The organism is Mycolicibacterium gilvum (assembly GCF_900454025.1).
Lineage (GTDB): Bacteria > Actinomycetota > Actinomycetes > Mycobacteriales > Mycobacteriaceae > Mycobacterium > Mycobacterium gilvum.
Window position 1 is genome coordinate 774,453 of the sequence record NZ_UGQM01000001.1, and the last position, 23,983, is coordinate 798,435.

A 23,983-nucleotide genomic window follows, 5' to 3' on the forward strand; every position below is an offset into this window, starting at 1 on the left:
TTTGCAAGGTATGGGCCTACCGACTCCGTCTCCGACCACCACAGCCGTCGTCACGGGAGCCTCCTCGGGGATCGGCGCGGACCTGGCGCGGGAGCTGGCTGCGCGCGGCCACGGGGTGACCCTCGTCGCGCGGCGTGAGGACCGGTTGCGTGCGCTCGCCGACGAACTGTCGTCGTCGAACGTCCGCGTCGAGGTCGTCGCGTGCGACGTCGCCGACGCGGACGCACGCGCGGGCCTGTTCCCCGAGATCGAGCGACGCGGCCTGACGGTCGACGTTCTGGTGAACAACGCCGGCATCGGCACGATCGGTCCGGTCGTGGACTCCACGCCGGAGGCCGAGATCGGGCAGGTCCGGGTCAACGTCGAGGCGGTGATCGACCTGACGACCCGCGCGGTGCAGCAGATGGTGCCGCGGGGGCGCGGCGCGATCCTCAACGTCGGTTCGACGGCGGGATTCCAGCCGTTTCCCGGCCAGTCGGGGTATGCGGCGACCAAGGCGTTCGTGCGGACCTACACCGACGGGCTGCGCGGTGAACTGGCCGGCACCGGCGTCACCGTCACCGCGCTGCATCCCGGGCCGGTGCGCACCGAGTTCCTCGACACCGCGGGGATGGACGAGCGCACGTTCGCCTCGGCGTTCCCAAAGTTCCTGTGGATCGAATCGCGCGAGGTCGCGAAGAAGGGCATCGACGGACTGGCCGCCGACCGCGGCAGCGTGATCCCGGGCCTGCAGAACGAGATCCCGGCACGGGTCTTCGAGTTCCTGCCGCGCCGGATCCTGTTGCCGCTGATCAGGAATCAGCACCCGGCGCTGCGCCGGTCACGCAGCTGAGGCCGGCCAGGGCCGCATCCAGCCCTCGACGGGCAGATCCAGCCCGTTGCACAGCGTGCAGATCGTGCGGTACCAGCCGACCGCGATCAGAAGCTCCATCCGTTGTTCGTCGGACAGGCTGCGGCCCAACGACATCCAGGTCTCCTCGGACCACGATCCGGACCGCTCCAGCTCGTCGACCGCGTCGATCAGGATCAGCTCGTCGGCCGACCAGTCGGCGCGCGCACCGGTGACCAGCGCGTCGCACTCCTCGTCGGAGACCCCGGCGAGCGGACCCCAGAACGCGGCCTGCCCGCCCCACTCGTACGCGCAGCGCAGCAGCGCGCAGATCCGCAGGATCGCGATCGTGCGGACACGCGGCGGCAGCAGCGTGTCGACGTAGAGTGCCTCGCCGAGCTTGCGCAGCTTCGCGGCCAGTGCCGGGTGACGCTGCAGGCAGCGGACCAGCAGCAGCGGTTCGTAGGTGCGGTCGGGGTGGCCCCAGCTGCCGATCCCGTCCGCATCCTCCTCACTCCACGGGGGAGCAAGCGGCGCAACGCGACTCATGCAACAGGCGCCGGTCGCCGGCCCCGGATCAACGCCCCGGGGCGGGCATCGGTCGGCTCGCCGTTCTCGGCGATGACCTCGCCGGACACGATCGTGGCGACGTAGCCGTCGGCGGTCTGATCGAGGCGTCGTCCCCCGCCGGGCAGGTCCTTCACGATGACGGGTCGGTGCAGGCGCAGTGTGTCGGCGTCGATGACGTTGAGATCTGCCTTGTATCCGACGGCGATGCGGCCCCGGTCGCCGAGGCCAGCGACGCGCGCCGGAACCGAGGTGAGCTCGCGTACCGCCTCGGGGACGGTCAACCGGCCCGAGGGCCGGTCGCGCACCCAGTGGGTCAGCATGTAGGTGGGAAAGCTTGCGTCGCAGATCATTCCGTAGTGGGCGCCGCCGTCGCCGAGGCCGAGCACCACGTCGTCGCGACGGATGAGCTCGGCGACGGTGTCGAGGGTGCCGTCGCGGAAGTTGGCGAGCGTGACGAGCAGCATCGCATGCCCGTCGTCGTCGAGCAGGCGGTCGTAGGCCTCCTCCAGCGGGCTGACGCCGCGGGCCCGGGCGCGGGCGCCGATCGAATCCGACGGTGACGGTTCGTAGTTCGGGGGATCGGTGAGCGGGAACATGTAGTTCCACGCCTGTGCGGCGAACATCAGCGGGTGACCGTCCGAGGCGGGCGTGTCGTTCAGGATACGTTCCCGCACTTCGGGTTTACGCATCTCGGCGACGCGCTCGGCCAGGGGGAGCGCGGCGATCTCCCGATAGGACGGATACATCACGAACGGATTGCCCGACAGCTCGAGGCCGAGCACCAGCCCGATGGGGCGGGGGAAGATCTGTGCGGTGATGTCCCCACCATTGGCGTTGGCCTTCTCGACCATCGTCAGCGCGTCGAGGAAGAACGGATCGCCTGCGTTACCCACCGCGAGCGTGAACGTCACCGGCAGGCCGACGTCGGCGGCGGCGTCGAACACCGTCTGCAGCACCGGTTCGTAGTCACCGGCGACGAGATCGGGAACGAACTGGATCAGGCCGCCGCCCCCGTCCTGCACGCCGCGTGCGATCGCCTCGATCTCGGCGTAGTCCGCGTTGTAACTCGGAATCGGTTGTCCGCTCTCGGTTTTGTGCAGCGTGAAGCGTGACGATGCGAACCCGAGCGCGCCGGCGTGCACGGCCTCGGCGGCCAGTTTGCGCATCATCGCGAGGTCTTCGTCGGTGGCGGGCTCGCGGTCCACGCCGCGACGGCCCATCACGTACACCCGCAGTGGTGAGTGCGGCAGGAACGCGGCCACATCAATATCGCGTTGTCGCGACGCGACGGCGTCGAGGAACTCCGGGAACGTCTCCCACTGCCACGGCAGTCCGTCGACCATCACCACGCCAGGGATGTCCTCGACGCCGGCCATCACGTCGACGAGTACGTCGTGATCCGCCGGCCGGCACGGCGCGAATCCGACGCCGCAGTTGCCCATCACGGCCGTGGTGACCCCGTGCGCGGACGACGGCGTGAGACGGTCCGACCAGATCGCCTGACCGTCGTAATGGGTGTGCAGGTCCACGAACCCGGGTGTGACGAGCAGGCCCGTCGCGTCGATCTCGCGGGCGCCGGCGGACCCGACGGCCCCCACTTCTCGGATGATGCCGTCCGTCACGGCCACGTCGGCGGTGAACGGTTCGCCACCGAGGCCGTCGACGACAGTTCCTCCGCGAATCACGAGGTCGTATGTCATACCCCGAATGTACGGTGGGACCGTGATCGACCACTTCGGAATCAACTGTGCGGACTGGGAGAGATCGAAGGCGTTCTACGACAAGGTCCTCGGCGTCCTCGGCTACACCCGGCAGATGGACTTCGGCGTCGCCATCGGCTACGGGACCGATGGTCATCCGGACTTCTGGATCGCCGACATGTCCACCGGCGCGGCGGCCGGCCCCAACCGGGAGGTGCACATCGCATTCGCCGCCAAGGACGCCGAGTCGGTTCAGGCGTTCTTCCGGACCGCGCTGGCCCTCGGTGTCGAGCCGCTGCACGAACCGCGACTGTGGCCGGAGTACCACGAGAACTACTACGGCGCGTTCGTCCGGGACCCGGACGGCAACAACGTCGAGGCGGTGTTCCACGGCGGGCTCGGCGTAGCTTGAGACGCATGGCCGATATCGAAGCTGCGCGCGAACTGCTCCGCGATTCGTTCACCCGTCTGGCCGAGCACGTCGACGCGCTCACCGAGGATCTGACCGAGGACGTCGCGTACTTCCGGCCGGCGCCGGAGGCCAACACCATCACCTGGCTGATCTGGCACACCGGGCGCATGCAGGATGCGCAGGTGGCCGACATCGCCGGCGTCGAGCAGGTGTGGTTCCGCGACGGCTGGGTGGACCGTTTCGGGCTGGATCTTCCGCGCGACGCCCACGGCTACGGGCAGACGCCCGAGGAGGTCGCCAAGGTGCGCGCACCGGCGGAGCTGCTGGCCGGCTACTACCGCGCCGTCCACAAACTGTCGCTGGAGTACGTCGCGTCGGTGTCCGCCGACGAACTCGCGCGCGTCGTCGACGAGAACTGGACGCCGCCGGTGACCGCGAGTGCCCGGCTGGTCAGCATCGTCGACGACGCCGCGCAGCACCTCGGGCAGGCGGCCTACATCCGAGGGCTGGTGCGCTGAACCTATTCGTGCGGTGGTGGCCTTTCGCCGGCCTCGCCGCACTGGTGCTGCTCGGGCTCGCCGTCGGCATGGGCTCGACACCGGTGGACGACTGGTTCCAGGAACTGGGCGCCACCCATCCGGAGCTCGGTCGGCTGCTGATCTTCACCGACGGCGTGGTGACGCTGACGCTGTGCGCGGTCGCGTGCGGGGTCGCGGCGGTCCAGCGCCGGTGGCGGCTGGCGGTGGCGACGGTCGCGACACCTTTTCTGGCCGTGATGGCCGCTCGGCTCGGCAAGCGGTCCTTCGGGCGGCTCAAGGACGGCGAGATCTGCTATCCGAGCGGGCACACCACGCTCGCGGTCGTGGTGGTGGCGATGGCCGTGATCGTGGCGGGAGTGACGGTGTGGGCGGTGGCCGCGGCCGTTACGGCGATGCTGCTCGGCGTCGTGGGTCAGGCGGTGTCCTACCACTACTTCACCGATGCGATCGGTGCGCTGTTCCTCGGAAGCGCGTTCGTGTGCCTCGCGGTCTGGCTCGGGAAACTTGACAGGTGTCAACCCCAGGGCGATTCAGATCACAACCCTCGCTAGCATGGGTGCATGACAGCGACGTCCGACGCGCACACCGCCAACCCGTTCACCGGCACCGGGACCATCACCAACCCGGCGACCGGCGCCGTCGCGGGCACGGTTCACTGGACCGATCCGGCCGACGTCGCCCAGGTGGCGGCCGGCCTGCGCACCGCCCAGCGGGAATGGGAGGCCCGCGGCCCCAAGGGGCGGGCGAAGGTGCTCGCCCGTTATGCGCTCTGGCTCGGTGAGCACCGCGCCGAGATCGAGAGACTGCTGATCGCCGAAACCGGCAAATCCGCGGTCGACGCCGCCCAGGAGGTGCCGCTGATCCTGATGATCACCTCCTATTACGTGCGCACCATGGAGAAGGCGCTGGCCCCCGAGTCGCGGCCCGCCGCGCTGCCGTTCCTGTCGATCAAGAAGATCACCGTGCACTACCGGCCCCGCCCGGTCGTCGGCATCATCGCGCCGTGGAACTACCCGGTCGCCAATGCGCTGATGGATGCGATCGGCGCGCTCGCCGCCGGGTGCGCGGTGCTGCTCAAGCCGTCCGAGCGGACCCCGCTGACCGCGGAACTGCTGCTGCGCGGCTGGCTGGAAGCCGGTGGTCCCGACGTGCTCGCCCTGGCCCAGGGCGCCCGGGCGGTCTCGGAGGCCGTCATCGACAACTCCGACTTCATCCAGTTCACCGGCTCCAGCGCGACCGGGGCCAAGGTGATGGAGCGGGCCGCGCGCCGGCTCACCCCGGTCAGCCTCGAGCTCGGCGGCAAGGACCCGATGATCGTGCTCGAAGACGCCGACGTCGACCTCGCCGCGCACGCCGCGGTGTGGGGTGCGATGTTCAACGCGGGGCAGACGTGCGTGTCGGTGGAACGCGTATACGTCCTCGATCAGGTCTATGACCAGTTCGTCGACGCGGTCGTACGCGACGTCGCCAAGCTGCAGGTCGGCGCCGGAGAGGGCAACGCGTTCGGTGCGCTGATCGACGACGATCAGGTCGCCGTCACCGAGCGCCACGTCGCCGACGCGCTGGCCAAGGGTGCGCGGGCGCTGACCGGCGGCAAGCGCAGCGCGGGCTCGGGCAGCTTCTACGAGCCCACCGTGCTGGTCGACGTCGACCACACCATGTTGTGCATGACCGAGGAGACGTTCGGCCCGACCCTGCCGATCATGCGGGTCTCGACGGTCGACGAGGCGGTGCGGCTGGCCAACGACAGCCCGTACGGATTGTCTGCCGCCGTCTTCTCGAAGGATCTCGAACGCGCGGAAGCCGTTGCGGTGCAACTGGATTGCGGCGGCGTGAACATCAACGACGTGATCTCGAACCTGATGTGCACCACCGCGCCGATGGGCGGGTGGAAGACCTCGGGGATCGGCGCCCGGTTCGGCGGACCCGAGGGCCTGCGCAAGTACTGCCGGATCGAGACGGTCGTCGCCCCGCGCACCAACGTCGGCGCCGGCGGGAACTACTACAACAACTCCCACCGAGCGCTCAAGCGGATGAACACCATGATGACCAAGCTCGCGCTGATCCGGCCCCGCCGCGTCGCCAAGTAGTCCGGGGCGCTCCGGTGCGTTTTCTCGCCGCGCTGCTGCTGTGGCTGTTGACGACGATGGCGCTGGCGGTCGCGATACCCGCGGTGTGGACCCAGTGGAACGTCATCGGTGAGGACGGCTACGCCGGACTGGCCGCCTCGGCCGCCCGGGACAGCCGTCTGCAGGACGCGATGGCGGGCGAGCTCACCACCCAGGTGCTGGCGCTTGCCACCGACAACGGCTACTCGCTCAACCCCGGCCTGGCCCGTGAGGTCGCCGACGCCTACACGCGCAACGACGGTTTCCCGGGGCAGTTCGCGCAGGCGAACCGCATCGCACACCGGTGGATGTTCACCGGTGCCGTGCCGAGCGGCAACTCCACCGACGAGTGGCTGATCGACGTCGCCCCGATGCTGTCGGATCCGTCCTTCGCCGCGACGCTGGGCACCCTCGATCTCCAGGTGCCCCCGACGCTGACGGTGCCCATCACCGTGGACACCCCCGAACTGCAGCCCGGCAAGCTCCGCTGGCTCGCGACGTGGGGTCCGTGGGCCGCCGTAGGAGCCGCCGCGATCACCGGCGTCTTCGCGCTGCTGACCCTCGCGGCAGCGCGGTCGCGGGGCAAAGCCCTTACCGCCCTGGGGGTTTCGGCGCTGCTCGTCGGCGCGGCAGGCTGGGCCGGCATCGAGATGGGCCGACGCTTCGTCGAGGCGGGTCTGAACCGCACCACCGGTGACATCCGCACGGTTGCGGAGGTCATGGTCGCCCACGCCGAGAGCAGCATGCACCTGTGGCTGAACTACACGCTGCTGGCCGGGGTGGGTCTGGTGGTGATCGGCGCGCTCGGCGCCGTGCTCGGCAGTGTGCTGCGCCGGCCGTCGCCGTCGGTAGGCTCGTAGCGACGTCTCCCGGGAAGGTTCCTTTTTGTCGACACAGGGCACAGCCGACATCGGCGGTCTCGCCGGCTGGACGGTGGACCTCATGGAACGGCTCGGGGGACCGGGCGCAGGACTGGCCATTCTCCTGGAGAACGTGTTCCCGCCGCTTCCCAGCGAGGTGATCCTGCCGATGGCGGGCTTCGCCGCCAAACTGGGCCGCCTGTCGGTGGTCGAGGCGATCGTGTGGACCACGGTGGGCTCGGTCGTCGGAGCGTGGATCATCTACTTCCTGGGCGCGTGGCTCGGCCACACCCGGATGCGCACGCTCATGACGAAGATGCCGCTGATCGACGACGAGGACATCGACAGGTCGGCGCAGTGGTTCGCCCGGCACGGGACGAAGGGGGTGTTCTTCGGCCGGATGCTCCCGTTCTTCCGCAGCTTCATCTCCGTTCCGGCAGGTACAGAACGGATGAATTTCGTCGTCTTCACGGTGCTGACCACGTTGGGCAGCCTGATCTGGAACTGCGTGTTCATCGGCGCCGGCTACGGGCTCGGCGCCAACTGGCACCTCGTCGAGCCCTACGCCTCGACGTTCCAGACCGTGGTCATGATCGGGGTGATCGTGCTCGTCGGCTGGTTCATCGCGGGCCGGGTGCGCCGCCGCAAGGCGCGTGCCGGTCAGGAGTCCTGAGCGCGTCGCCTCACGCGGCCGGCGGCGGGTCGGGTCTGCGGTGCGGCGCATAGGCCGAGTAGATGCGGTCGCCGATCTTGATGTGCGGGGTGCGGAAGTAGGCGGACCCGGTCATCAGGATCGCCGCCGCCGCGGCCGACGCCACGGCGCTCTGCACGTCCGGCAGTCCCGAGCAGAACAGCAGGAGAACTCCGGCGACCGTGCCCGTCCAGTAGATCCGGCGTTTGACGGCGCGTTTGGGCGCCGTCGCGGTGTCCCGGCCGGGAACCGCGGCGCCGAGGATCAACGCGAGCACTCCAGCGCCGAACAGCACCCACGACAACGTGCTCATGAATCGGGTAGCACCATCTGGAAGCCGTCCACGATCTCCTGCGCGTCGTCGAGGTACTGCGGATCGTCCGGTTCGGTGGTCTGGATCGTCAGCGTCGCGAGGAACGTGTACCCGCCGTCCTCGGCGACCACGGCGTGCATCACCACCGGACGCTCGGGAGCTGATCCCATCTGCGGAGCGATGTAATACGTGGTCTCCGCGGGCAGCCCACACGTGGTGGTGTCGATGGTTTCGAGGTCGAAAGCGCCCAGTCCGGTCTCCAGGTTGGCCCGGTTCTGGTCGAACACCTCCGCGGGATCCTGACTGCCCCGCACGGATTCCAGAATGACGACGGCGTTCGTGGCGAACCCGTTGGCGACCAGATCGTCGGACACGATGCTGTACCGGATGACGTCGTTGTCCATCATCGTGTTGCGTTCCCAGCCGTCGGGCACCGGGATGCGCAGGAGCGGTTCGCTGTCGTCCTCGGTGGGGATGTCGTCGAGCGGGGCCGACACCGACACGCAGGCGTTCTGATCACCACCCGTCGCGTCCGGTCCGGCACCGGTGGCGCGTACCGCGGTGCCCGTCACGTCCTGCGTGCACGCGGTCAGCAGGACCGCCGCGGCGGCGACGATCAGATGCTGCGGCCGGAGGCGCGGCGACGTCTGCATGGGTCCAGTCTGCCTGACCTCATCCGCCCAGGGTGCGCAGCAGGTATTCGTAGACCAGCGCGGAGCGGAAAGCGACCTGCCGATTGTCCGACGCACCGGCGTGTCCGCCTTCGATGTTCTCGTAATAGCTCACGGGGTGCCCGGCGGCCTCCAGTGCCGCGGTCATCTTCCTGGCATGCCCCGGATGTACCCGGTCGTCCCGGGTGGAGGTCGTGATCAGCACCGGCGGGTAGCGCCTGTCTGCCGAGATGTTCTGATACGGCGAGTATTCGGAGATGAACGCCCAGTCGTCGGGATCGTCGGGGTCTCCGTACTCGGCCATCCATGACGCGCCGGCGAGCAACAGGTGGAACCGCTTCATGTCGAGCAGCGGCACGCTGCAGACCAGCGCGCCGAACAGGTCGGGGTATCGCGTCAGCATGACCCCCATCAGCAGGCCGCCGTTGCTTCCGCCCTGCGCTCCGAGCTGCTCGACGGTCGTGATGCCGCGTGCCACCAGATCCTTTGCCACGGCGGCGAAGTCCTCATAGACCAGGTGCCGGCCCTCACGCATGGCCTGGGTGTGCCATGTCGGGCCGTACTCGCCTCCGCCGCGGATGTTGGCCAGCACGTAGGTGCCGCCGCGCGACAGCCACAGCCGGCCCATGACCCCGTCGTACCCCGGGGTGCGGGAGACCTCGAACCCGCCGTAACCGCCGAGCAGCGTCGGGCCGGGCCCCTGCCGGTGACGGTGCCCGACGACGAAGTACGGGATCTCGGTTCCGTCGTCGGAGGTCGCGAAGAACTGCGAAACCTCCAGGTCGGCGGCGTCGAAGAACGACGGTGCCCGTTTGATTTCGGCGAGCTCGCCGCCCGCGGTGCCGTAGAGCAGACGCGAGGGGGTGTCGAAGCCGGAGGAGTCCAGGAAGATCTCGTCGCCGAGGTCGTCGGCCGCCACGATCACGGTGTTGGTGTTCTCCGGCAGGCCGTGCACCGGTTCGGAGGTCCACTCGCCGGGGGTGTACACCTCGACCCGGCTCGCGACGTCGGCCAGCGTGACGACGATGAGCCGGTCGCGGGTCCACGCGTAATGGTGCAGGCAGGTGTGCGCGTCGGGGGTGAAGACCACCTGCAGCTCGGCGGCGCCGGCGAGGAACTCGTCGTAGTCCGCGGCCAGCAGTGAACCGGCGGGGTAGGCGTGCCCGAGGTGCTGCCATTCGGTACGCAGCTCGATCAGCAGCCATTCGCGGTGCAGGGAGATGCTGGCGTCGGTGGGGGTGTCGATCCGGATGAGTTCGCCGCCGCGCAGCTCGTAGACCTGTTCGTTGAAGAAGTCGAAGGCCCGTGCAATCAGCGTGCGCTCGTAACCCGGTGTGTGGTCGCGTGACCCGGCGACGAGCACGTCGGACTCCGCGCCGCTGAACAGTGTTTCGGCGTCGGTGAGCGCCTGGCCGCGCCGCCACCGCTTCACCAGGCGCGGGTAGCCGGACTCGGTGAGCGAACCGGCGCCGAAGTCGGTGCCGATCAGCAGCGTGTTCTCGTCCTCCCAGGACACCTGCGACTTGGCCTCGGTCAGCTCGAAGCCACCGTCGACGAAAGCCCTTGTCTGCATGTCGAATTCACGGACCACGGCGGCGTCCGCCCCGCCGCGAGACAGGCTGATCAACGCGAGCGAGTGGGTGGGCTCCAGAACGTCCGCGCCGGCCCACACCCAGTTCTCCCCGTCGGTGCGGGCCAGCTCGTCGACGTCGATGATGACGTCCCAGTCGGTGTTCTCGGCGCGGTAGCTCTCCAGTGTCGTGCGCCGCCACAGGCCCTTCGGGTTGGCGGCGTCGCGCCAGAAGTTGTACAGGTATTCGCCGCGGCGCCGCACGTACGGGATCCGCGCGTCGGTGTCGAGCACCTCGAGCGCCTCGGCGCGCATCTGCTCGAAGCGCTCGCCGCCGAGTTCGGTCACCGTCGGGTCGTTGTGCGCGCGCACCCAGGCCAGGGCGTCGTCGCCGGTGACGTCCTCCAGCCACAGGTAGGGGTCGGTCTCGGGGGGGTGCGCGGTCGGCTCGGGGCGGGTGTCGGTCACCTCACCCATTGTTCACACCCGCCGAAATTGCATTCCAGCAGGTCCGCACTCGTACTTTCCCTGCTGGAATGCAATTTCGGCGGAGACGGTCAGGACAGGTGGTGGACCTCCTGCAGCCCGTAGACCGGGGTCGGCATCCCGACGTGGCGGGCTTTGAGCTGCAGCGCCAGATACAGCGAGTAGTGCCGCGACTGGTGCAGGTTGCCGCCGTGGAACCACAGGTTCGGCTGCTGGGTGGGCTTCCACATGTTGCGCTGCTCGCCCTCCCACGGGCCGGGATCCTTCGGGGTGTCGCTGCCCAGGCCCCACACCTTGCCGACCTTGTCCGCGACGTCCTGTCCGATCAGGTCGGCGGCCCACCCGTTCATCGAGCCGTAGCCGGTCGCGTACACGACGACGTCGGCGGGCAGCACGGTGCCGTCGGCGAGCACCACGGAGTCCTCGGTCAGCCGGGCGACCTGGCCGTGGGCGAGCTTGATCCGTCCGTCGGCGACCATGTCACAGGCGCCGACGTCGATGTAATAGCCCGAGCCACGTCGCAGGTACTTCATGAACAGTCCGGAACCGTCAGCGCCCCAGTCCAATTCGAAGCCGGCGGCTTCGAGCCGGTCGTAGAACTCCTTGTCGCGTTCGCGCATCTGGTCGTACAGCGGGATCTGGAACTCGTGCATGATCCGGTACGGCAGCGAGGCGAACGTCAGGTCCGCCTTCTCCGTGGTCATCCCCGAAGCCAGTGCCCGTTCGGAGTACAGATCGCCGAGCCCGATGTCCATCAGGGTGTCGGACTTGACGATGTGGGTGGAGCTGCGCTGCACCATCGTGACGTCGACGCCGTTCTCGCAGAGCGCCTTGCAGATGTCGTGCGCCGAATTGTTCGACCCGATGACGACCGCCTTCTTCCCGGCGTACGCGTCGGGACCGGGATGTGCGCTGGAATGGTGCTGGTCGCCGCGGAAGACGTCCTGGCCGGGCAGCGTCGGGACTCTCGGTTTGCCGGACATGCCGGTGGCCAGCACCAGCTGCGTCGGATGCAGCGTGAGCCGCTCACCGTCGCGGTCGACCTCGACGGTCCACTGGTCCGCGGCCTCGTCGAACGTGGCCGACAGGCAGGTCGTCTTCGACCAGTAGGGCACCTCCATGACGCGGGTGTAGAACTCCAGCCAGTCGCCGATCTTGTCCTTCGGGGCGAACACCGGCCAGTTCGGCGGGAACGGGAGATACGGCAGGTGGTCGTACCAGACCGGGTCGTGCAGGCACAGCGACTTGTACCGCTTGCGCCACTGATCGCCGGGACGCTCGTGCTTGTCGACGACGATCGCCGGCACCCCGAGCTGGCGCAGCCGGGCACCCAGCGCGATGCCGCCCTGCCCGCCGCCGATCACCAGGACGTAGGGCTGGATGGTCCGGCCCAGCTCGGCATCCTCGGCCGCCTTCTTCTCGGCCCACGACCGTGGATCGGGATCGTCGCCGTGCACGGCGCCGAGCACCCGGCTGGGCCCTCTGCGTTCCTCGTGACCCTTGAGCTCCTGCAGCGCGGTGAGCAGGGTCCACGCCCGATCTGTCCCGTCGTCGGCACGCAACCGCAGATGCCCGGTTCCGCGGCCGGCGGCCGTCTGGAACTCGATGAACGCCGAGACCACCGCGTCCTCGCCGGTGCCGTCCAGGACGGCGGGTTCGCGGGTGCGGAACGCTGACGGCTCGGTCTCGGCGAGGCGGGCCTCCAGCATGTCGGCGATCTGGTCGCGGCCTTCCACGGTCTTGATGTTCCAGGTGAACGACACGAGGTCGCGCCAGAAGCTGTCGACGGCGAACATGCCGGTGATGCGCTCGATGTCACGGACGGCGAGCGCCGATTCGAACGCGGCGAGCCACCCGTCGACCCGCTGCTGCGGCGTCAGCTCGGTGGTGGTCTGAGGGTCAAGAGTCGAAGTCATGTGAGCCAGGACACACCGGGGGCGTTACCGGCGGCAAGAGTTGCGAAGAGTTGCAACGGCCCGAGCGCCGGGGGCTGCAACCCCCTGCAACTCTTTCGCGCTGTGTCGGCCGTCACATAGGAATGCGGCATGAGAGCAGCTGTCTACTACGGACCGAACAAACTCGAGGTCGACGACGTGCCAGAACCCGAGGCTCGACCCGGGACGGTCAAGCTGAAGGTCGGCTTCAACGGCATCTGCGGAACCGACCTGCACGAGTACTACGCGGGCCCGATCTTCGTGCCGACGGCGCCGCATCCCCTGACCGGCGCGCAGCTGCCGCTGACGATGGGCCACGAGTTCTCCGGCACGATCACCGCGGTCGGCGACGGCGTCACCGGGTGGCGGGAGGGCGATCGTGTGGCGGTCGAGCCGATCTACAAGTGCGATCAGTGCGGCCCGTGCCGGGCCGGCAACTACAACGTCTGCCAGCAGATCGGCTTTCACGGCCTGATGTCCGACGGCGGCATGGCCGAATACACCGTGGTGCCGACGGGCATGCTGCACCGGCTGCCCGACACCGTGTCGCTGGAGCTCGGCGCGCTGGTCGAGCCGATGTCGGTGGCCTATCACGCCGCCACCCTCGGCGAGGTCAGCGCCGGTGACACGGCCATGGTGTTCGGCGCCGGCCCCATCGGGATCGGCCTGTGGTTCGCGTTGCGCGGCAAAGGGCTTGACGACGTGTTCGTGGTGGAGCCGTCACCGACCCGCCGCACCGCGATCGAAGCGCTCGGGGCCAGGACCCTCGACCCGACAGCCGACGACGTGCCGGCCTTCATCGCCGACCATACGGGCGGCGATGGCGCCGACGCGGTGTTCGACGCCGCCGGCGTGACACCGGCGGTCGCCACCGCGCTGGGCTGCGTCGGGTCCCGAAAGCCGATGATCAGCGTCGCCATCTACGAAAAACCCTTGGAGACACCGCTTCTGAATCTCGTGATGAACGAGTCGAGGATCCAGGGCTCGCTGTGTTACACCGGCGCCGACTTCGAGTCGGTGATCGCGCTGATGGCCGACGGCCGATACGACACCACCGGCTGGGTCACCCGGATCCCGATCGACGACGTGGTCGACGAGGGCTTCGAAGCGTTGCACGCCGGCACGAAGATGAAGGTTCTCGTCGATCCGAACGGAGCGCAATAGTCATGGCAATCAACGGAAAAGTCGCGCTCGTCACCGGAGCGGCCCGCGGTATCGGCCGGGGCATCGCCCTGCGCCTGGCCCGGGACGGCGCCGATGTGGCTCTGGTGGACGTCCATCAGGACGGTCTCGATGACGTCGCCGCGGAGATCGCCGAAATCGGCAGCAAAACAACGACGTTCGTGGCTGACGTCAGCGACCGCGACCAGGTCTTCGCCGCGGTGCGCCACGCCTCTTCGGCCCTCGGCGGTTTCGACATCATGGTGAACAACGCAGGCATCGCGCTCGTCGGTCCGATCAGCGAGGTGACACCGGCCGAGATTCAGAAACTCTGGTCGATCAACGTCGACGGGGTGCTGTGGGGTATCCAGGCGGCGGTCGCGCAGTTCACGGCGTTGCACAACAAGGAGCAGGGAAAGATCAGCAAGATCATCAACGCCTCGTCGATCGCGGGCCACGACGGGTTCGCGATGCTCGGTCCGTACAGCGCGACGAAGTTCGCGGTCAGGGCTCTCACCCAGGCCGCCGCCAAGGAGCACGCCGCCGACGGCATCACCGTCAACGCGTACTGTCCCGGCGTCGTCGGCACCGACATGTGGGTGGAGATCGACAAACGGTTCGCCGAGCTGACCGGTGCCGCCGAGGGCGAGACGTACGACAAGTTCGTCGGGGGCATCGCGCTGGGCCGGGCCGAGACCCCGGACGACGTCGCCGGTTTCGTGTCGTATCTGGCCGGGCCGGATTCGGACTACATGACGGGGCAGGCGGGGCTGATCGACGGCGGTCTGGTCTACCGCTGAGATGGGGAGCACAATCGGAGTCGATGCCCAGCAATGTCGGCAGCCCGCTCGTGCCTGAACCCGCGGTCGCAGTCGGTGAGGATCCGCGCAGTTATGCGCGGCTGATGTCGGCTGTCTACGACGCGACGATGGCCGGTGATCGTGCGCCGGCGCGTCCGCGGGAGGTCATCGGGGACTCGTGGCGCCGGATCATGGCCAGCGGTATCGAACCCGACGAACACGCCGAGCCGGTGGTCGAGACGGGTGCGCTGGAGATGCTCCGTCGGTCCTCCGGGCTGATGGAGGTCCTCGACGACATCTCCCACGGTCTGGGGCCGCTGGTCGCCGACGGCGAGAACATCCTCGTGGTGGCCGACGCGAAGGGCCGGGTGCTGTGGCGCTCGGGGTCGCCGTCGGTGCTGATGAACGCCGACCGGCTGGGCTTCGTCGAAGGGGCGAACTGGGGTGAGCGCGCGGTCGGCACGAACGCGATCGGGACGGCGTTGGTGTCCCAGCGGGCCGTCCAGGTGTTCTCGGCCGAGCACTTCCTGCGCAGCCACCACTCGTGGACGTGCGCCGGAGCGCCCATCCGGGATCCGCGCACGGGGCAGGTCATCGGCGTGGTCGACGTGTCCGGTCCGGCCGCGACCGTGCACCCGACGACCGTGGCCCTCGTCGACGCCGTCGCCCGGCTCGCCGAATCCCATCTGCGGGTGGAGCACGACCGCACGCTGAACAGGCTGCGGGCGCTGACCGCGCCGATCCTGGCGCGGATGGGCAGCCCCGCACTGGTCGTCGACACGGACGGGTGGGTGGCCGCGGTCGACGCGATGCCGCTGCACCACCGCATCCTGTTACCCGAGCGGCTCGGCCCTGGGCGGGTGCGGTTGGCGACGTTGGGGATGTGCGCCGTCGAGCCTCTGCCCGGCGGCTGGTTGGTGCGTCCGGCCGGGGGAGAGGACGGCGAGGACGCCGACGAGGCGCAACCGTCGCGGGCGACGCTCGACGTCAGTGACCCGGACCGGCCGTCGCTGGTCATGGTCGGACGGTCCGGCAGCTGGCGCCACGACCTGTCATTGCGGCACGCGGAAATCCTTGTCGCTCTCGCGCTCTCGCCGCAAGGACGATCGGCGCCCCAGCTCGCGGAGGACCTCTACGGAGACCGGTCGAAAGTGGTGACCGTGCGCGCGGAGATGTCGCGGCTGCGCAAGCAGTTCGCCGGGATCCTCGCCACGCAGCCCTACCGGTTCGCGGGGGCGATCGAGTTGTCCGTCCGGTATCCCGCCGACCGGCGCATGGTTCTCCCGCCGTCGAACGCCCCGGTGATCCGCGCCGCGAGGGAGAATGGCTGACATGGCCGTACCGCACCGGGCGCTGATCACCGCCGCCGCCGCGGAACTACTACTGACTCTTCAGGAACGTCACGGCCCGTTGATGTTTCACCAGTCCGGTGGCTGCTGCGACGGATCGTCGCCGATGTGTTATCCCGCCGGGGATTTCATCGTCGGAGACCGTGACGTGCTGCTCGCGGTGCTCGACGTGGGAACCGGCGTTCCGGTCTGGATCTCCGGTCCCCAGTTCGACACGTGGAAACACACCCAGCTGGTGATCGACGTGGTGCCGGGTAGGGGCGGTGGCTTCAGTCTCGAATCGCCGGAGGGCAAGCGGTTTCTGTCCCGCGGCCGGGCGTTCACCGAGGACGAGAACCGGGCGCTCGACGACGCCCCGCCGGTGACAGGGGCGGCGTATGAGTGCGGGGAGCGGCCGTCGCCCACCGGGTCGCACCTCGTTGCGGATGCGGTTGACGCGTGCGCGATTCCGCAGAAGTAGGCCTGCTCGCCGAGCGTGCGCCCAGGGCGGGTTCTCGCGTGTTTCTGCGACCTGACTGCACTCTCGCTTCGCCCGTGATGTTCTCACCCGCATCTGCCCCATTGATCAGGCTGGCATTGTCATCAGAGTCATTCCGGCGGCGGATCGAGCCCTGGCCGCGCACTGGACACGCCGTGGCTGAGAACTCGAGGGACAACCGGCTGTTGGCCGAATTCCCGCATCCCCTTCGTGACCGAGTTGTGACGGCCCCGTGGCCGCAAGCACGGCGCGCCGTCCCAAAAGTGGCCCGTAGCAGCGTTATCGTCGAACCCGTGATCCCGTTGCCACGAGCATCGGTCCTCGCCGGAGTGATGATCATCGGTGTCGCTCTGGGAATGATGGCCGCGCTCCTCGCCGCCGTCGAAGTCACCGCGACGGTCCGTCCGGACGTCGTGATCGGTCTCGTGATCGGCGTCCCCGGTGTCCTGGGGATGCTGATGATCCTGATGTCGAGCCGCCGATGGGTGACTGCCGTCGGGGCAATGATCCTGGCCATCGGACCGGGCTGGTTCGGTGCCCTCACCGCGATCCAGGTGGCCTCCGGTGTCTGAGCAGACGATCCTGGAGGATCCCTCCCCCTCGAACGAGCTTCCGCCACCGCACGCGCAGCCGATCGTCGTCCCGTCGGCCGAGCAGTCCGTCAGCCGGTGGCGGTTCGTTCTCGTCACCGCCGGAATGTGGATCGCGGCCGCTGCGGCCGGCGCAGGCCTCTACTACTGGTGGTTCCACGGGGCCGACAAGTCCCTGCCGGTCTTCGCCGTTCTGGTGTTCGTCGTCGCGTGCACCGTGGGCAGTCTGCTGACGGCGATGGTGCAGGAGCGACCCGGTCTGGCGGCGATGTCGCTGGCTCTGATGTCGGCGCCCCTGGCCGCTGCCCTCGGAGCCGGCGGGTTGTACGCGAGCTACGTGTTCGGGTGGATCTCGACGTAGGTGTGCCTCGGGTGAGGTAGTTGAGCCATGAATTAGTTCATGTGTTCAGATAGACACATGAACTTCCGCGTTGCGTCGGTCCTCGCGGCTGTCCTGGTCGCCGTGACGGCGTGCTCGTCCTCCTCCCCGGCCGAGCCCCGCGACCAGATCGTGCTCGCGGAAGGATATGAGCTCGGCGGCTTCAACCCGGTCAACGGCTACGCGGAATCCGGGGTCTCACCGATCTACGACGGTCTCTACCGGCCGAGCGCGACCACCGATGCCGTCATTCCGGAATTGGTCCCTGCGCTCGCCGCGCAGGAACCGCAGCCGGCCGGACCGAACCGCTGGCGTGTACCCCTGCGCCCCGGCGTCGTGTTCTCCGATGGAACCACCTTCGACCCCGTCGATGTGGTGGCGACCTACGACGCGGTCCGGGATCCCCGGGTGGCGTCGGAGATCTCGACCTCGGTGGCACCCATCGTGTCGATCGAGGCCGACGGCCCCGACGCCGTCGTCGTCGAGCTCGACACCGCGGCCGACCCGAAACCCTATCTGCTGCTGGGCATCCTGCCCTCGGAGAGGGTCGAGGCGACACCGGCCGCGGATTGGGCCGTAAACACCGCCCCCGTCGGCACCGGCCCCTACCGACTCGACAGTCTGCGTCCCGATCAGGCCGTCCTGGTCGCGCGCGACGACTACTGGGGTGACGCCCCGCAGGTCCGACGGCTCGTCTACACCTATGCGCCCGACGACAACGCGCGGGCGCAGAGCATGGTCTCCGGGGCCGTCGACGGGACGAATCTTCCACCGCGGCTCATCGATTCGGTCAAAGGCTCGAACGATGACGTGCAGACCGTCGCCGTGCGCTCCGCGGACTGGCGCGGCATCGCGCTGCCCGCGGACAATCCGTTCACCGCCGACGTGACCGCCCGGCTGGCGATGAACGTCGGCATCGACCGCGACGCGCTGGTCCGCGATGTCCTCGTCGGTTACGGCAGCCCGGCAGCCACACCGGTGGCCGACGCGTACGGCGACGCTTACGACCCCGGGGCGCAGTACGTGTTCGACCTCGACCGGGCCCGGAACCTGCTCGACCTCGACCGGGCCCGGAACCTGCTCGACGATGCAGGATGGCGCCCCGGCGCCGGACAGATCCGCGAAAAAGACGGTGCACGAGCATCATTCGAGCTGCTGTACAACGCGCAGGACACGCTGCGACGCGATCTGGCGGTCGCCTACGCCGCGGCGATGAAGCCGCTCGGCGTCGACGTCCGCCCCCGCGGCACCAGCTGGGACGAGATCGACACCCGGTTCGCCGATTCCGCGGTGGTGCTCGGCGGCGGCGCGACGCCCTACAGCATCGACTCCCAGGTCTATGACACCCTGCACACGCGGGTGCCCGACTCGTCGCCGTACTCCAACCCGGGAAACTTCACCGCGCCGGGACTGGACGCGCTGCTCGAACAGGCCGCACAGTCTCCGTCCGGCCCCGCCAAGGACGCGCTGTACCGCGAGATCCAGGCCAGGTACGCGGCCGCGCCGTCGCATGTGTTCCTGGTGTTCCTGCACCACACCTACAGCTACCGGGATCTCGGCTGGCAGCAGAGCGCGCCGATCATGGAGCCCCACTCGCACGGGGTCTCGTGGGGACCCTGGTGGAATCTCGCGGCGTGGACACGCTGACACCGGCGCGTGCCGCGGCCCGCTTGCTCGCGATCCGGACCGCCGTCGCTGCGCCGTTGACGGTGGGGATCTCGGCGGCGATCTTCGCCGTCGCGTCGCTGTCGCCGTTCGACCCGCTGGCCGCCTACCTCGGCGGCAACTACCAGTTCGCGACGCAGTCCCAGCGTGACGCGATGCGCGAGGCCTACCACACCGACATGCCGTGGTATCAGGCCTGGTGGCAATGGATCGGTGGCGTCGCGCGGGGTGAGCTCGGCTGGTCGTCGACGCAGTCGCAGCCGGTCACCACCGTCCTGGTTGAGCGGATGCCGTTCACCCTGGCCCTGTCCGGGGCCGCGCTGCTGACCGCGACGCTGGTGGCGATCCTGCTGGGGTGCCTGGCGGGCATGCACCGCGGCGGCCTCATCGACCGGCTGTGTACCGGCTTCTCGGTGACGTTCGCCGCGGTGCCGCCGTTCGTGGTGTCGCTGGCTCTGGTGGTGGTCGTCGCGGTCGGCCTGCGGTGGCTTCCCGCGTCCGGCGCCGCTGCGCCGGGCGCCGACTACACCATCGAAGGTGTTCTGCGCCATGGCATCCTGCCGTGGATCGCGCTGACGGTGTCGATGATCCCCTGGCTGTTGCTGACCACCCGTGCCGCCGTGGTGGAAAGCGTCGACTCCGACGCGGTGCGCGCCGCGCGGTCGCGCGGGGTGCACGGCTGGGCGCTGCTGCGCGGCCATATCGCACCCGTCTCGGTACTGCCCACGCTGGCGCTGCTGGGAACCCGCCTACCCGAGCTGATCGCCGGTGCCGCGATCGTCGAGACCGTCTTCGGCTGGCCAGGCATGGCCGCTGTGCTGGTGGATTCCGCTGCAGCGCTGGACTTTCCGCTGCTCGCAGCGCTCACGGTGGCCGCGGCCGCCGCGGTGCTGGCCGGTTCGGCACTGTCGGACGCGGCCGCGGTGGCGATCGATCCGCGGGTCAGGATGAGCGCATGAGCGAGCTTGCGAGCGAATCATCGGCCATGAGCGTTCTGGCGCGCACCTCCCGGTGGCCGTGGCTCGTGCTGGGCGCGATCGCCGTGGCCGCTGTCGGCATCCCGCTGATCGCCGGTGAGCAGGTGGCTGATTTCTCCGCCGCGTTGCGCCCGCCGAGCGTCGAACACCTTGTCGGAACCGATCATTCGGGCTACGACCTGCTGGTCCGCACTGCGGAGGGTCTGCGGGTCTCACTCGTGATCGCCGTGGTGTGCGCGGTGGCGGCCACGTGTCTGGGCCTTGCCGTCGGGGTGGCCGCGGCACTGGTCGGCGGGTGGTTCGACGCGGTCGTGATGCGTCTGGTCGACGGCTTCAACGCGCTGCCCCACCTGGTGGTCGGCATCGTGATCGCCGCGATGTGGCGCGGCGCCCCGCTGGCGATCATCGCGTCCATCGCGTTGACCCACTGGCCGGCGGTCGCGCGGGTGGTGCGCGCCGAGCTGCTCGCGGTCGCCGACGCGGGGTGGGTGGAATCGGCACGGCTGGCGGGGGCGTCGCGGTGGTTCGTCGCACGCACCCATCTGGTGCCCGCGGTGACCGGCCAGGCGCTCGTCGCGATGATCGTGCTGCTGCCGCACGCGGTATGGCACGAGTCGACGCTGTCGTTCCTCGGCGTCGGCCTCTCCCCGGACCGCGCCAGCCTCGGCACGCTGCTCAGCGAGGCCCGCGGTGACGTGCTCACCGGCGCCTGGTGGACGCTGGCCGTCCCCGCCGCGGCGCTGATCGCCACCGCGCTCGCCTTCGCCGCGGCAGGCACCCTCATGCGCAACAGGCACCGACCACCGACGGGACAGGTGTGGTGAGCGCCGCACGCCTGACCGGGCTGACCGTGGGCATCGATCTTCGCCGGGGACGCGCCTCGGCCGTCGTCGACGTTCTCGACGACGTCCACCTCGACATCCCCGCCGGCCGCGTCACCGCCCTGGTCGGCGAGTCGGGGTGCGGCAAGTCGCTGGTGGCCGCCGCGCTGAGCGGGCTGCTGCCGCCGGGTTCCCGGGTCCACGGCACGGTGCACGTCGGCGGCCGGCAGGTGCGCTGTGACGACGAGCGCGCCTGGCGCGCCCTGCGCGGCCGTCACGTCGGTTCCGTGCCGCAGTCGGCGGCGACGTCGTTCACGCCCGTACGCACGGTCGGCTCCCAGCTGGCCGAGATCTGCGCCCGGCTGAGATCCGACCGAACCCCGGAACACCTGTGTGCCGCCATGGCGCTGCCCGCCGGTGTCGTCGACCGCTACCCGCACGAACTGTCGGGCGGCATGGCCCAGCGCGTCGCGATCGCCGCGGCACTCGCCGGGCGCCCCGGTCTGCTGATCGCCGACGAACCCACCTCGGCGCTGGACCCGGACAACGCCGCCGTGATCTGGCGGCTGCTCGGCGACGCTGCCTCCGACGGCGCCGGCGTGCTGGTGATCACCCACGACATGCCATCGCTGCTGCGCGCGCAGGTGTGCGACGAGGTCGCGGTGATGGCACGAGGCACGGTGTTGTCCCAGGCGCCGTTGTCCGACGCTCTCGGCAGTCCCGATCCGTACACGCAGGCCCTGCTCGGGACGGTTCTGGTGTGACCGGACTGCAGGCCACCGGCGTCGGGCTGGCCCTCGGCGGGAGGACCGTCCTGCACGCGGTCGACCTGAGCGCGCCCGCCGGGGACGTCACCGGGGTGACCGGCACGTCGGGCAGCGGCAAGACCACGCTGCTGCGGGTGCTGGCCGGGCTGCACCAGCCCGACACCGGCGAGATCCGCTACGACGGGGAGCCGGTGGCGCCCAAGGGGTCGATCGCGCTGCTCGCCCAGCATCCGCGTCTGGTGTGCAACCCGCGCTGGACCCTGGGCCAGATCATCGCCGAGCCCGCACTGATCCGCGGTGATCGGTTCGGCCCCGACGACCTGCACAGCACCGCCGGCGACGTGGGGCTGGACCCGGCGCTGCTCGACCGCTATCCGGGGCAGGTCAGCGACGGACAACTGCAGCGCGCCTGCATCGCGCGGGTGCTCATCCAGCGGGCACGGTTCGTGCTGTGCGACGAGCCGACCGCGATGCTCGACCCCATTTCCACCGCGTCGGTCGTGACGCTGCTGCGCGGGCTCGCCTCCGGCGGCGCGGCCGTGGTCCTCGTCAGCCACGACGCCGTCTTGGTCGAGACGCTCACAGCGGCCACGCTCGCCTTGCCGAGCCCATTAGGGTAGGTAGGCGTGACCCACTATGACGTCGTCGTCCTCGGAGCCGGCCCCGGCGGATACGTCGCGGCCATCCGCGCGGCCCAGCTCGGACTGAGCACCGCCATCGTCGAACCCAAGTACTGGGGCGGCGTCTGCCTCAACGTCGGGTGTATCCCGTCGAAGGCACTGCTGCGCAACGCCGAACTCGCGCACGTGTTCCACAAGGACGCCAAGACGTTCGGCATCAGCGGGGACGTCAGCTTCGACTACGGCGCGGCGTTCGACCGCAGCCGCAAGGTCGCCGACGGCCGTGTGGCCGGTGTGCACTTCCTGATGAAGAAGAACAAGATCACCGAGGTCCACGGGTACGGCAGGTTCACCGGGCCCAACAGCATCGAGGTCGAACCGACCGGGGACGGCGAAGAAGGCCCTGTGAAGCTCGAGTTCGACAACGCGATCATCGCGACCGGATCGAGCACCCGGCTGGTCCCGGGCACCTCGCTGAGCGAGAACGTCGTCACCTACGAGAAGCAGATCCTGACCCGCGAGCTGCCGGGGTCGATCATCATCGCCGGCGCCGGTGCCATCGGCATGGAGTTCGCGTACGTGCTGAAGAACTACGGCGTCGACGTCACGATCGTCGAATTCCTGCCGCGCGCGCTGCCCAACGAGGATGCCGAGGTCTCCAAGGAGATCGAGAAGCAGTACAAGAAGCTCGGTGTGAAGATCCTGACGGGCACCAAGGTCGAGAAAATAGAAGACGACGGTAAGCAGGTCACCGTCACGGTCTCCAAGAACGACAAGACCGAGGAACTCAAGGCCGACAAGGTCATGCAGGCGATCGGATTCGCGCCCAACGTCGAGGGCTTCGGGCTGGACAAGGCCGGCGTCGAGCTGACCGACCGCAAGGCCATCGGCATCGACGACTACATGCGCACCAACGTGCCGCACATCTACGCGATCGGCGACGTCACCGCGAAGCTGCAGCTCGCCCACGTCGCCGAGGCGATGGGCGTCGTCGCCGCCGAGACCATCGCCGGAGCCGACACGCTCCCGTTCGAGGACTACCGGATGATGCCGCGCGCGACGTTCTGCCAGCCGCAGGTCGCGAGCTTCGGCCTGACCGAGCAGCAGGCCAAGGACGAGGGCTACGACGTCGTGGTCGCCAAGTTCCCGTTCACCGCCAACGGCAAGGCGCACGGTCTGGGGGACCCGACCGGCTTCGTGAAGCTGATCGCCGACAAGAAGCACCTCGAGTTGCTCGGCGGCCACCTGATCGGACCCGACGTCGCCGAGCTGCTGCCCGAGTTGACCCTGGCCCAGAAGTGGGATCTGACGGCCAACGAGCTGGCCCGCAACGTGCACACCCACCCGACCCTGTCCGAGGCGATGCAGGAGTGCTTCCACGGGCTGGTCGGCCACATGATCAACTTCTAGTTGAGAGCGATCTGGGTCGCCGGTGTCGGCGGATTGGTGGTCGGCCATGTGCTGTGGCTGGCCGGAATCTCGTTTGCCATCTCCTCGACCGACATCTCCACCTGGGTGCTGGTCGTGGCGGCGGTGTCGTTCGTCGTCGGCGTGAGCGCGGCGTTGCTCGGGCGTCGGCTGTGGCAGCGCAAGGACGAGAAATCGGAGGCGCGTGCCGCCTTCCTGTGGGGATTGTCGATCTCGCCGGTGCTGTTGTCGCTGATCGTGCTCGGGGTCACCTACCTGTAAGCCA

The 23,983-nt window shown here is 69.1% G+C and carries 26 protein-coding genes; 20 read left to right on the forward strand and 6 right to left on the reverse strand.

Annotated features, from left to right (window positions below; genetic code table 11):
• Window positions 1-10 precede the first annotated feature (10 nt).
• On the forward strand, window positions 11-832 hold the full coding sequence (locus DYE23_RS03625) for an SDR family NAD(P)-dependent oxidoreductase (RefSeq protein WP_115326513.1): 822 nt from the start codon (window positions 11-13) through the stop codon (window positions 830-832).
• Here DYE23_RS03625 and DYE23_RS03630 read toward each other — a convergent pair.
• Window positions 821-1,378 (reverse strand): carboxymuconolactone decarboxylase family protein, encoded by a 558-nt coding sequence (locus DYE23_RS03630; protein WP_011891139.1) that lies wholly within the window; start codon window positions 1,376-1,378, stop codon window positions 821-823. The two genes, DYE23_RS03625 and DYE23_RS03630, sit on opposite strands and share 12 nt — an antisense overlap.
• The gene (locus DYE23_RS03635) at window positions 1,375-3,099 is read right to left on the reverse strand and encodes an N-acyl-D-amino-acid deacylase family protein (protein WP_013470582.1); all 1,725 of its coding nucleotides are present in this window, start codon (window positions 3,097-3,099) and stop codon (window positions 1,375-1,377) included. The genes DYE23_RS03630 and DYE23_RS03635 overlap by 4 nt, the downstream gene beginning before the upstream one ends.
• Window positions 3,100-3,121: 22 nt before the next feature.
• Between DYE23_RS03635 and DYE23_RS03640 the strand changes: the two genes are divergently transcribed.
• From DYE23_RS03640 to DYE23_RS03665, 6 genes are read left to right on the forward strand one after another with little or no spacing between them, the layout of a single operon-like run.
• Window positions 3,122-3,511, forward strand: coding sequence for a VOC family protein (locus tag DYE23_RS03640; RefSeq protein ID WP_041788353.1), 390 nt, complete (start codon window positions 3,122-3,124; stop codon window positions 3,509-3,511).
• A gap of 5 nt (window positions 3,512-3,516) precedes the next feature.
• Entirely contained in the window at window positions 3,517-4,029 is a 513-nt protein-coding gene (locus DYE23_RS03645) for a mycothiol transferase (protein WP_115326514.1), read from the forward strand.
• A gap of 8 nt (window positions 4,030-4,037) precedes the next feature.
• The gene (locus DYE23_RS03650) at window positions 4,038-4,601 is read left to right on the forward strand and encodes a phosphatase PAP2 family protein (RefSeq protein ID WP_115326515.1); all 564 of its coding nucleotides are present in this window, start codon (window positions 4,038-4,040) and stop codon (window positions 4,599-4,601) included.
• Window positions 4,602-4,610: 9 nt separating this feature from the next.
• On the forward strand, window positions 4,611-6,140 hold the full coding sequence (locus DYE23_RS03655; protein ID WP_115326516.1) for an aldehyde dehydrogenase family protein: 1,530 nt from the start codon (window positions 4,611-4,613) through the stop codon (window positions 6,138-6,140).
• 14 nt (window positions 6,141-6,154) lie between these two features.
• The gene (locus DYE23_RS03660; protein WP_115326517.1) at window positions 6,155-7,018 is read left to right on the forward strand and encodes a hypothetical protein; all 864 of its coding nucleotides are present in this window, start codon (window positions 6,155-6,157) and stop codon (window positions 7,016-7,018) included.
• A 25-nt stretch (window positions 7,019-7,043) separates the two neighbouring features.
• Window positions 7,044-7,691 (forward strand): DedA family protein, encoded by a 648-nt coding sequence (locus DYE23_RS03665; RefSeq protein ID WP_115326518.1) that lies wholly within the window; start codon window positions 7,044-7,046, stop codon window positions 7,689-7,691.
• Window positions 7,692-7,701: 10 nt separating this feature from the next.
• Here DYE23_RS03665 and DYE23_RS03670 read toward each other — a convergent pair whose 3' ends face one another.
• From DYE23_RS03670 to DYE23_RS03685, 4 genes are all read right to left on the reverse strand, one after another.
• Window positions 7,702-8,022 carry a hypothetical protein gene (locus DYE23_RS03670; RefSeq protein ID WP_115326519.1) on the reverse strand — a complete coding sequence of 107 codons (321 nt, stop codon included), beginning with the start codon at window positions 8,020-8,022 and terminating at the stop codon, window positions 7,702-7,704.
• Window positions 8,019-8,675 (reverse strand): LpqN/LpqT family lipoprotein, encoded by a 657-nt coding sequence (locus DYE23_RS03675; protein ID WP_115326520.1) that lies wholly within the window; start codon window positions 8,673-8,675, stop codon window positions 8,019-8,021. Before DYE23_RS03675 ends, DYE23_RS03670 begins: the two co-directional genes overlap by 4 nt.
• A gap of 19 nt (window positions 8,676-8,694) precedes the next feature.
• Entirely contained in the window at window positions 8,695-10,740 is a 2,046-nt protein-coding gene (locus tag DYE23_RS03680) for a prolyl oligopeptidase family serine peptidase (protein ID WP_115326521.1), read from the reverse strand.
• Window positions 10,741-10,820: 80 nt separating this feature from the next.
• Window positions 10,821-12,665 carry an NAD(P)-binding domain-containing protein gene (locus tag DYE23_RS03685; protein WP_013470586.1) on the reverse strand — a complete coding sequence of 615 codons (1,845 nt, stop codon included), beginning with the start codon at window positions 12,663-12,665 and terminating at the stop codon, window positions 10,821-10,823.
• Window positions 12,666-12,794: 129 nt separating this feature from the next.
• Here DYE23_RS03685 and DYE23_RS03690 point away from each other — a divergent pair, with 129 nt between their 5' ends.
• The 13 genes from DYE23_RS03690 to DYE23_RS03750 all read left to right on the forward strand — a co-directional run bounded on the left by DYE23_RS03690 (window position 12,795) and on the right by DYE23_RS03750 (window position 23,979).
• Complete coding sequence (locus tag DYE23_RS03690; protein ID WP_013470587.1) at window positions 12,795-13,847, forward strand: 2,3-butanediol dehydrogenase; 1,053 nt, start codon at window positions 12,795-12,797, stop codon at window positions 13,845-13,847.
• Window positions 13,848-13,849: 2 nt separating this feature from the next.
• Window positions 13,850-14,644 carry an acetoin reductase gene (locus DYE23_RS03695; protein ID WP_013470588.1) on the forward strand — a complete coding sequence of 265 codons (795 nt, stop codon included), beginning with the start codon at window positions 13,850-13,852 and terminating at the stop codon, window positions 14,642-14,644.
• A 23-nt stretch (window positions 14,645-14,667) separates the two neighbouring features.
• Window positions 14,668-15,975, forward strand: coding sequence for a GAF domain-containing protein (locus DYE23_RS03700; protein WP_011891125.1), 1,308 nt, complete (start codon window positions 14,668-14,670; stop codon window positions 15,973-15,975).
• A gap of 1 nt (window position 15,976) precedes the next feature.
• Window positions 15,977-16,453: a DUF779 domain-containing protein gene (locus tag DYE23_RS03705; protein ID WP_115328854.1), complete on the forward strand. Its 477-nt coding sequence runs from the start codon at window positions 15,977-15,979 to the stop codon at window positions 16,451-16,453.
• Between the two features lie 311 nt (window positions 16,454-16,764).
• Window positions 16,765-17,043 (forward strand): putative holin, encoded by a 279-nt coding sequence (locus DYE23_RS03710; protein WP_013470589.1) that lies wholly within the window; start codon window positions 16,765-16,767, stop codon window positions 17,041-17,043.
• Window positions 17,036-17,422: a hypothetical protein gene (locus DYE23_RS03715; protein ID WP_011891122.1), complete on the forward strand. Its 387-nt coding sequence runs from the start codon at window positions 17,036-17,038 to the stop codon at window positions 17,420-17,422. The genes DYE23_RS03710 and DYE23_RS03715 overlap by 8 nt, the downstream gene beginning before the upstream one ends.
• A 57-nt stretch (window positions 17,423-17,479) precedes the next feature.
• A complete protein-coding gene (locus DYE23_RS03720) occupies window positions 17,480-19,087 on the forward strand; it encodes an ABC transporter substrate-binding protein (RefSeq protein WP_235660322.1) in 1,608 nt (535 codons plus the stop codon).
• Window positions 19,075-20,064: an ABC transporter permease gene (locus DYE23_RS03725; RefSeq protein ID WP_099962824.1), complete on the forward strand. Its 990-nt coding sequence runs from the start codon at window positions 19,075-19,077 to the stop codon at window positions 20,062-20,064. The genes DYE23_RS03720 and DYE23_RS03725 overlap by 13 nt, the downstream gene beginning before the upstream one ends.
• The gene (locus DYE23_RS03730; protein WP_013470592.1) at window positions 20,061-20,906 is read left to right on the forward strand and encodes an ABC transporter permease; all 846 of its coding nucleotides are present in this window, start codon (window positions 20,061-20,063) and stop codon (window positions 20,904-20,906) included. The genes DYE23_RS03725 and DYE23_RS03730 overlap by 4 nt, the downstream gene beginning before the upstream one ends.
• Window positions 20,900-21,667: an ATP-binding cassette domain-containing protein gene (locus DYE23_RS03735; protein ID WP_011891118.1), complete on the forward strand. Its 768-nt coding sequence runs from the start codon at window positions 20,900-20,902 to the stop codon at window positions 21,665-21,667. The genes DYE23_RS03730 and DYE23_RS03735 overlap by 7 nt, the downstream gene beginning before the upstream one ends.
• Window positions 21,664-22,290, forward strand: a complete 627-nt coding sequence (locus tag DYE23_RS03740) for an ABC transporter ATP-binding protein (RefSeq protein ID WP_011891117.1) — start codon at window positions 21,664-21,666, stop codon at window positions 22,288-22,290. Before DYE23_RS03735 ends, DYE23_RS03740 begins: the two co-directional genes overlap by 4 nt.
• A gap of 6 nt (window positions 22,291-22,296) precedes the next feature.
• On the forward strand, window positions 22,297-23,700 hold the full coding sequence (gene lpdA / locus DYE23_RS03745) for a dihydrolipoyl dehydrogenase (RefSeq protein WP_011891116.1): 1,404 nt from the start codon (window positions 22,297-22,299) through the stop codon (window positions 23,698-23,700).
• The gene (locus DYE23_RS03750; protein WP_172527701.1) at window positions 23,701-23,979 is read left to right on the forward strand and encodes a hypothetical protein; all 279 of its coding nucleotides are present in this window, start codon (window positions 23,701-23,703) and stop codon (window positions 23,977-23,979) included. It abuts the gene before it with no gap.
• Window positions 23,980-23,983: the final 4 nt, after the last annotated feature.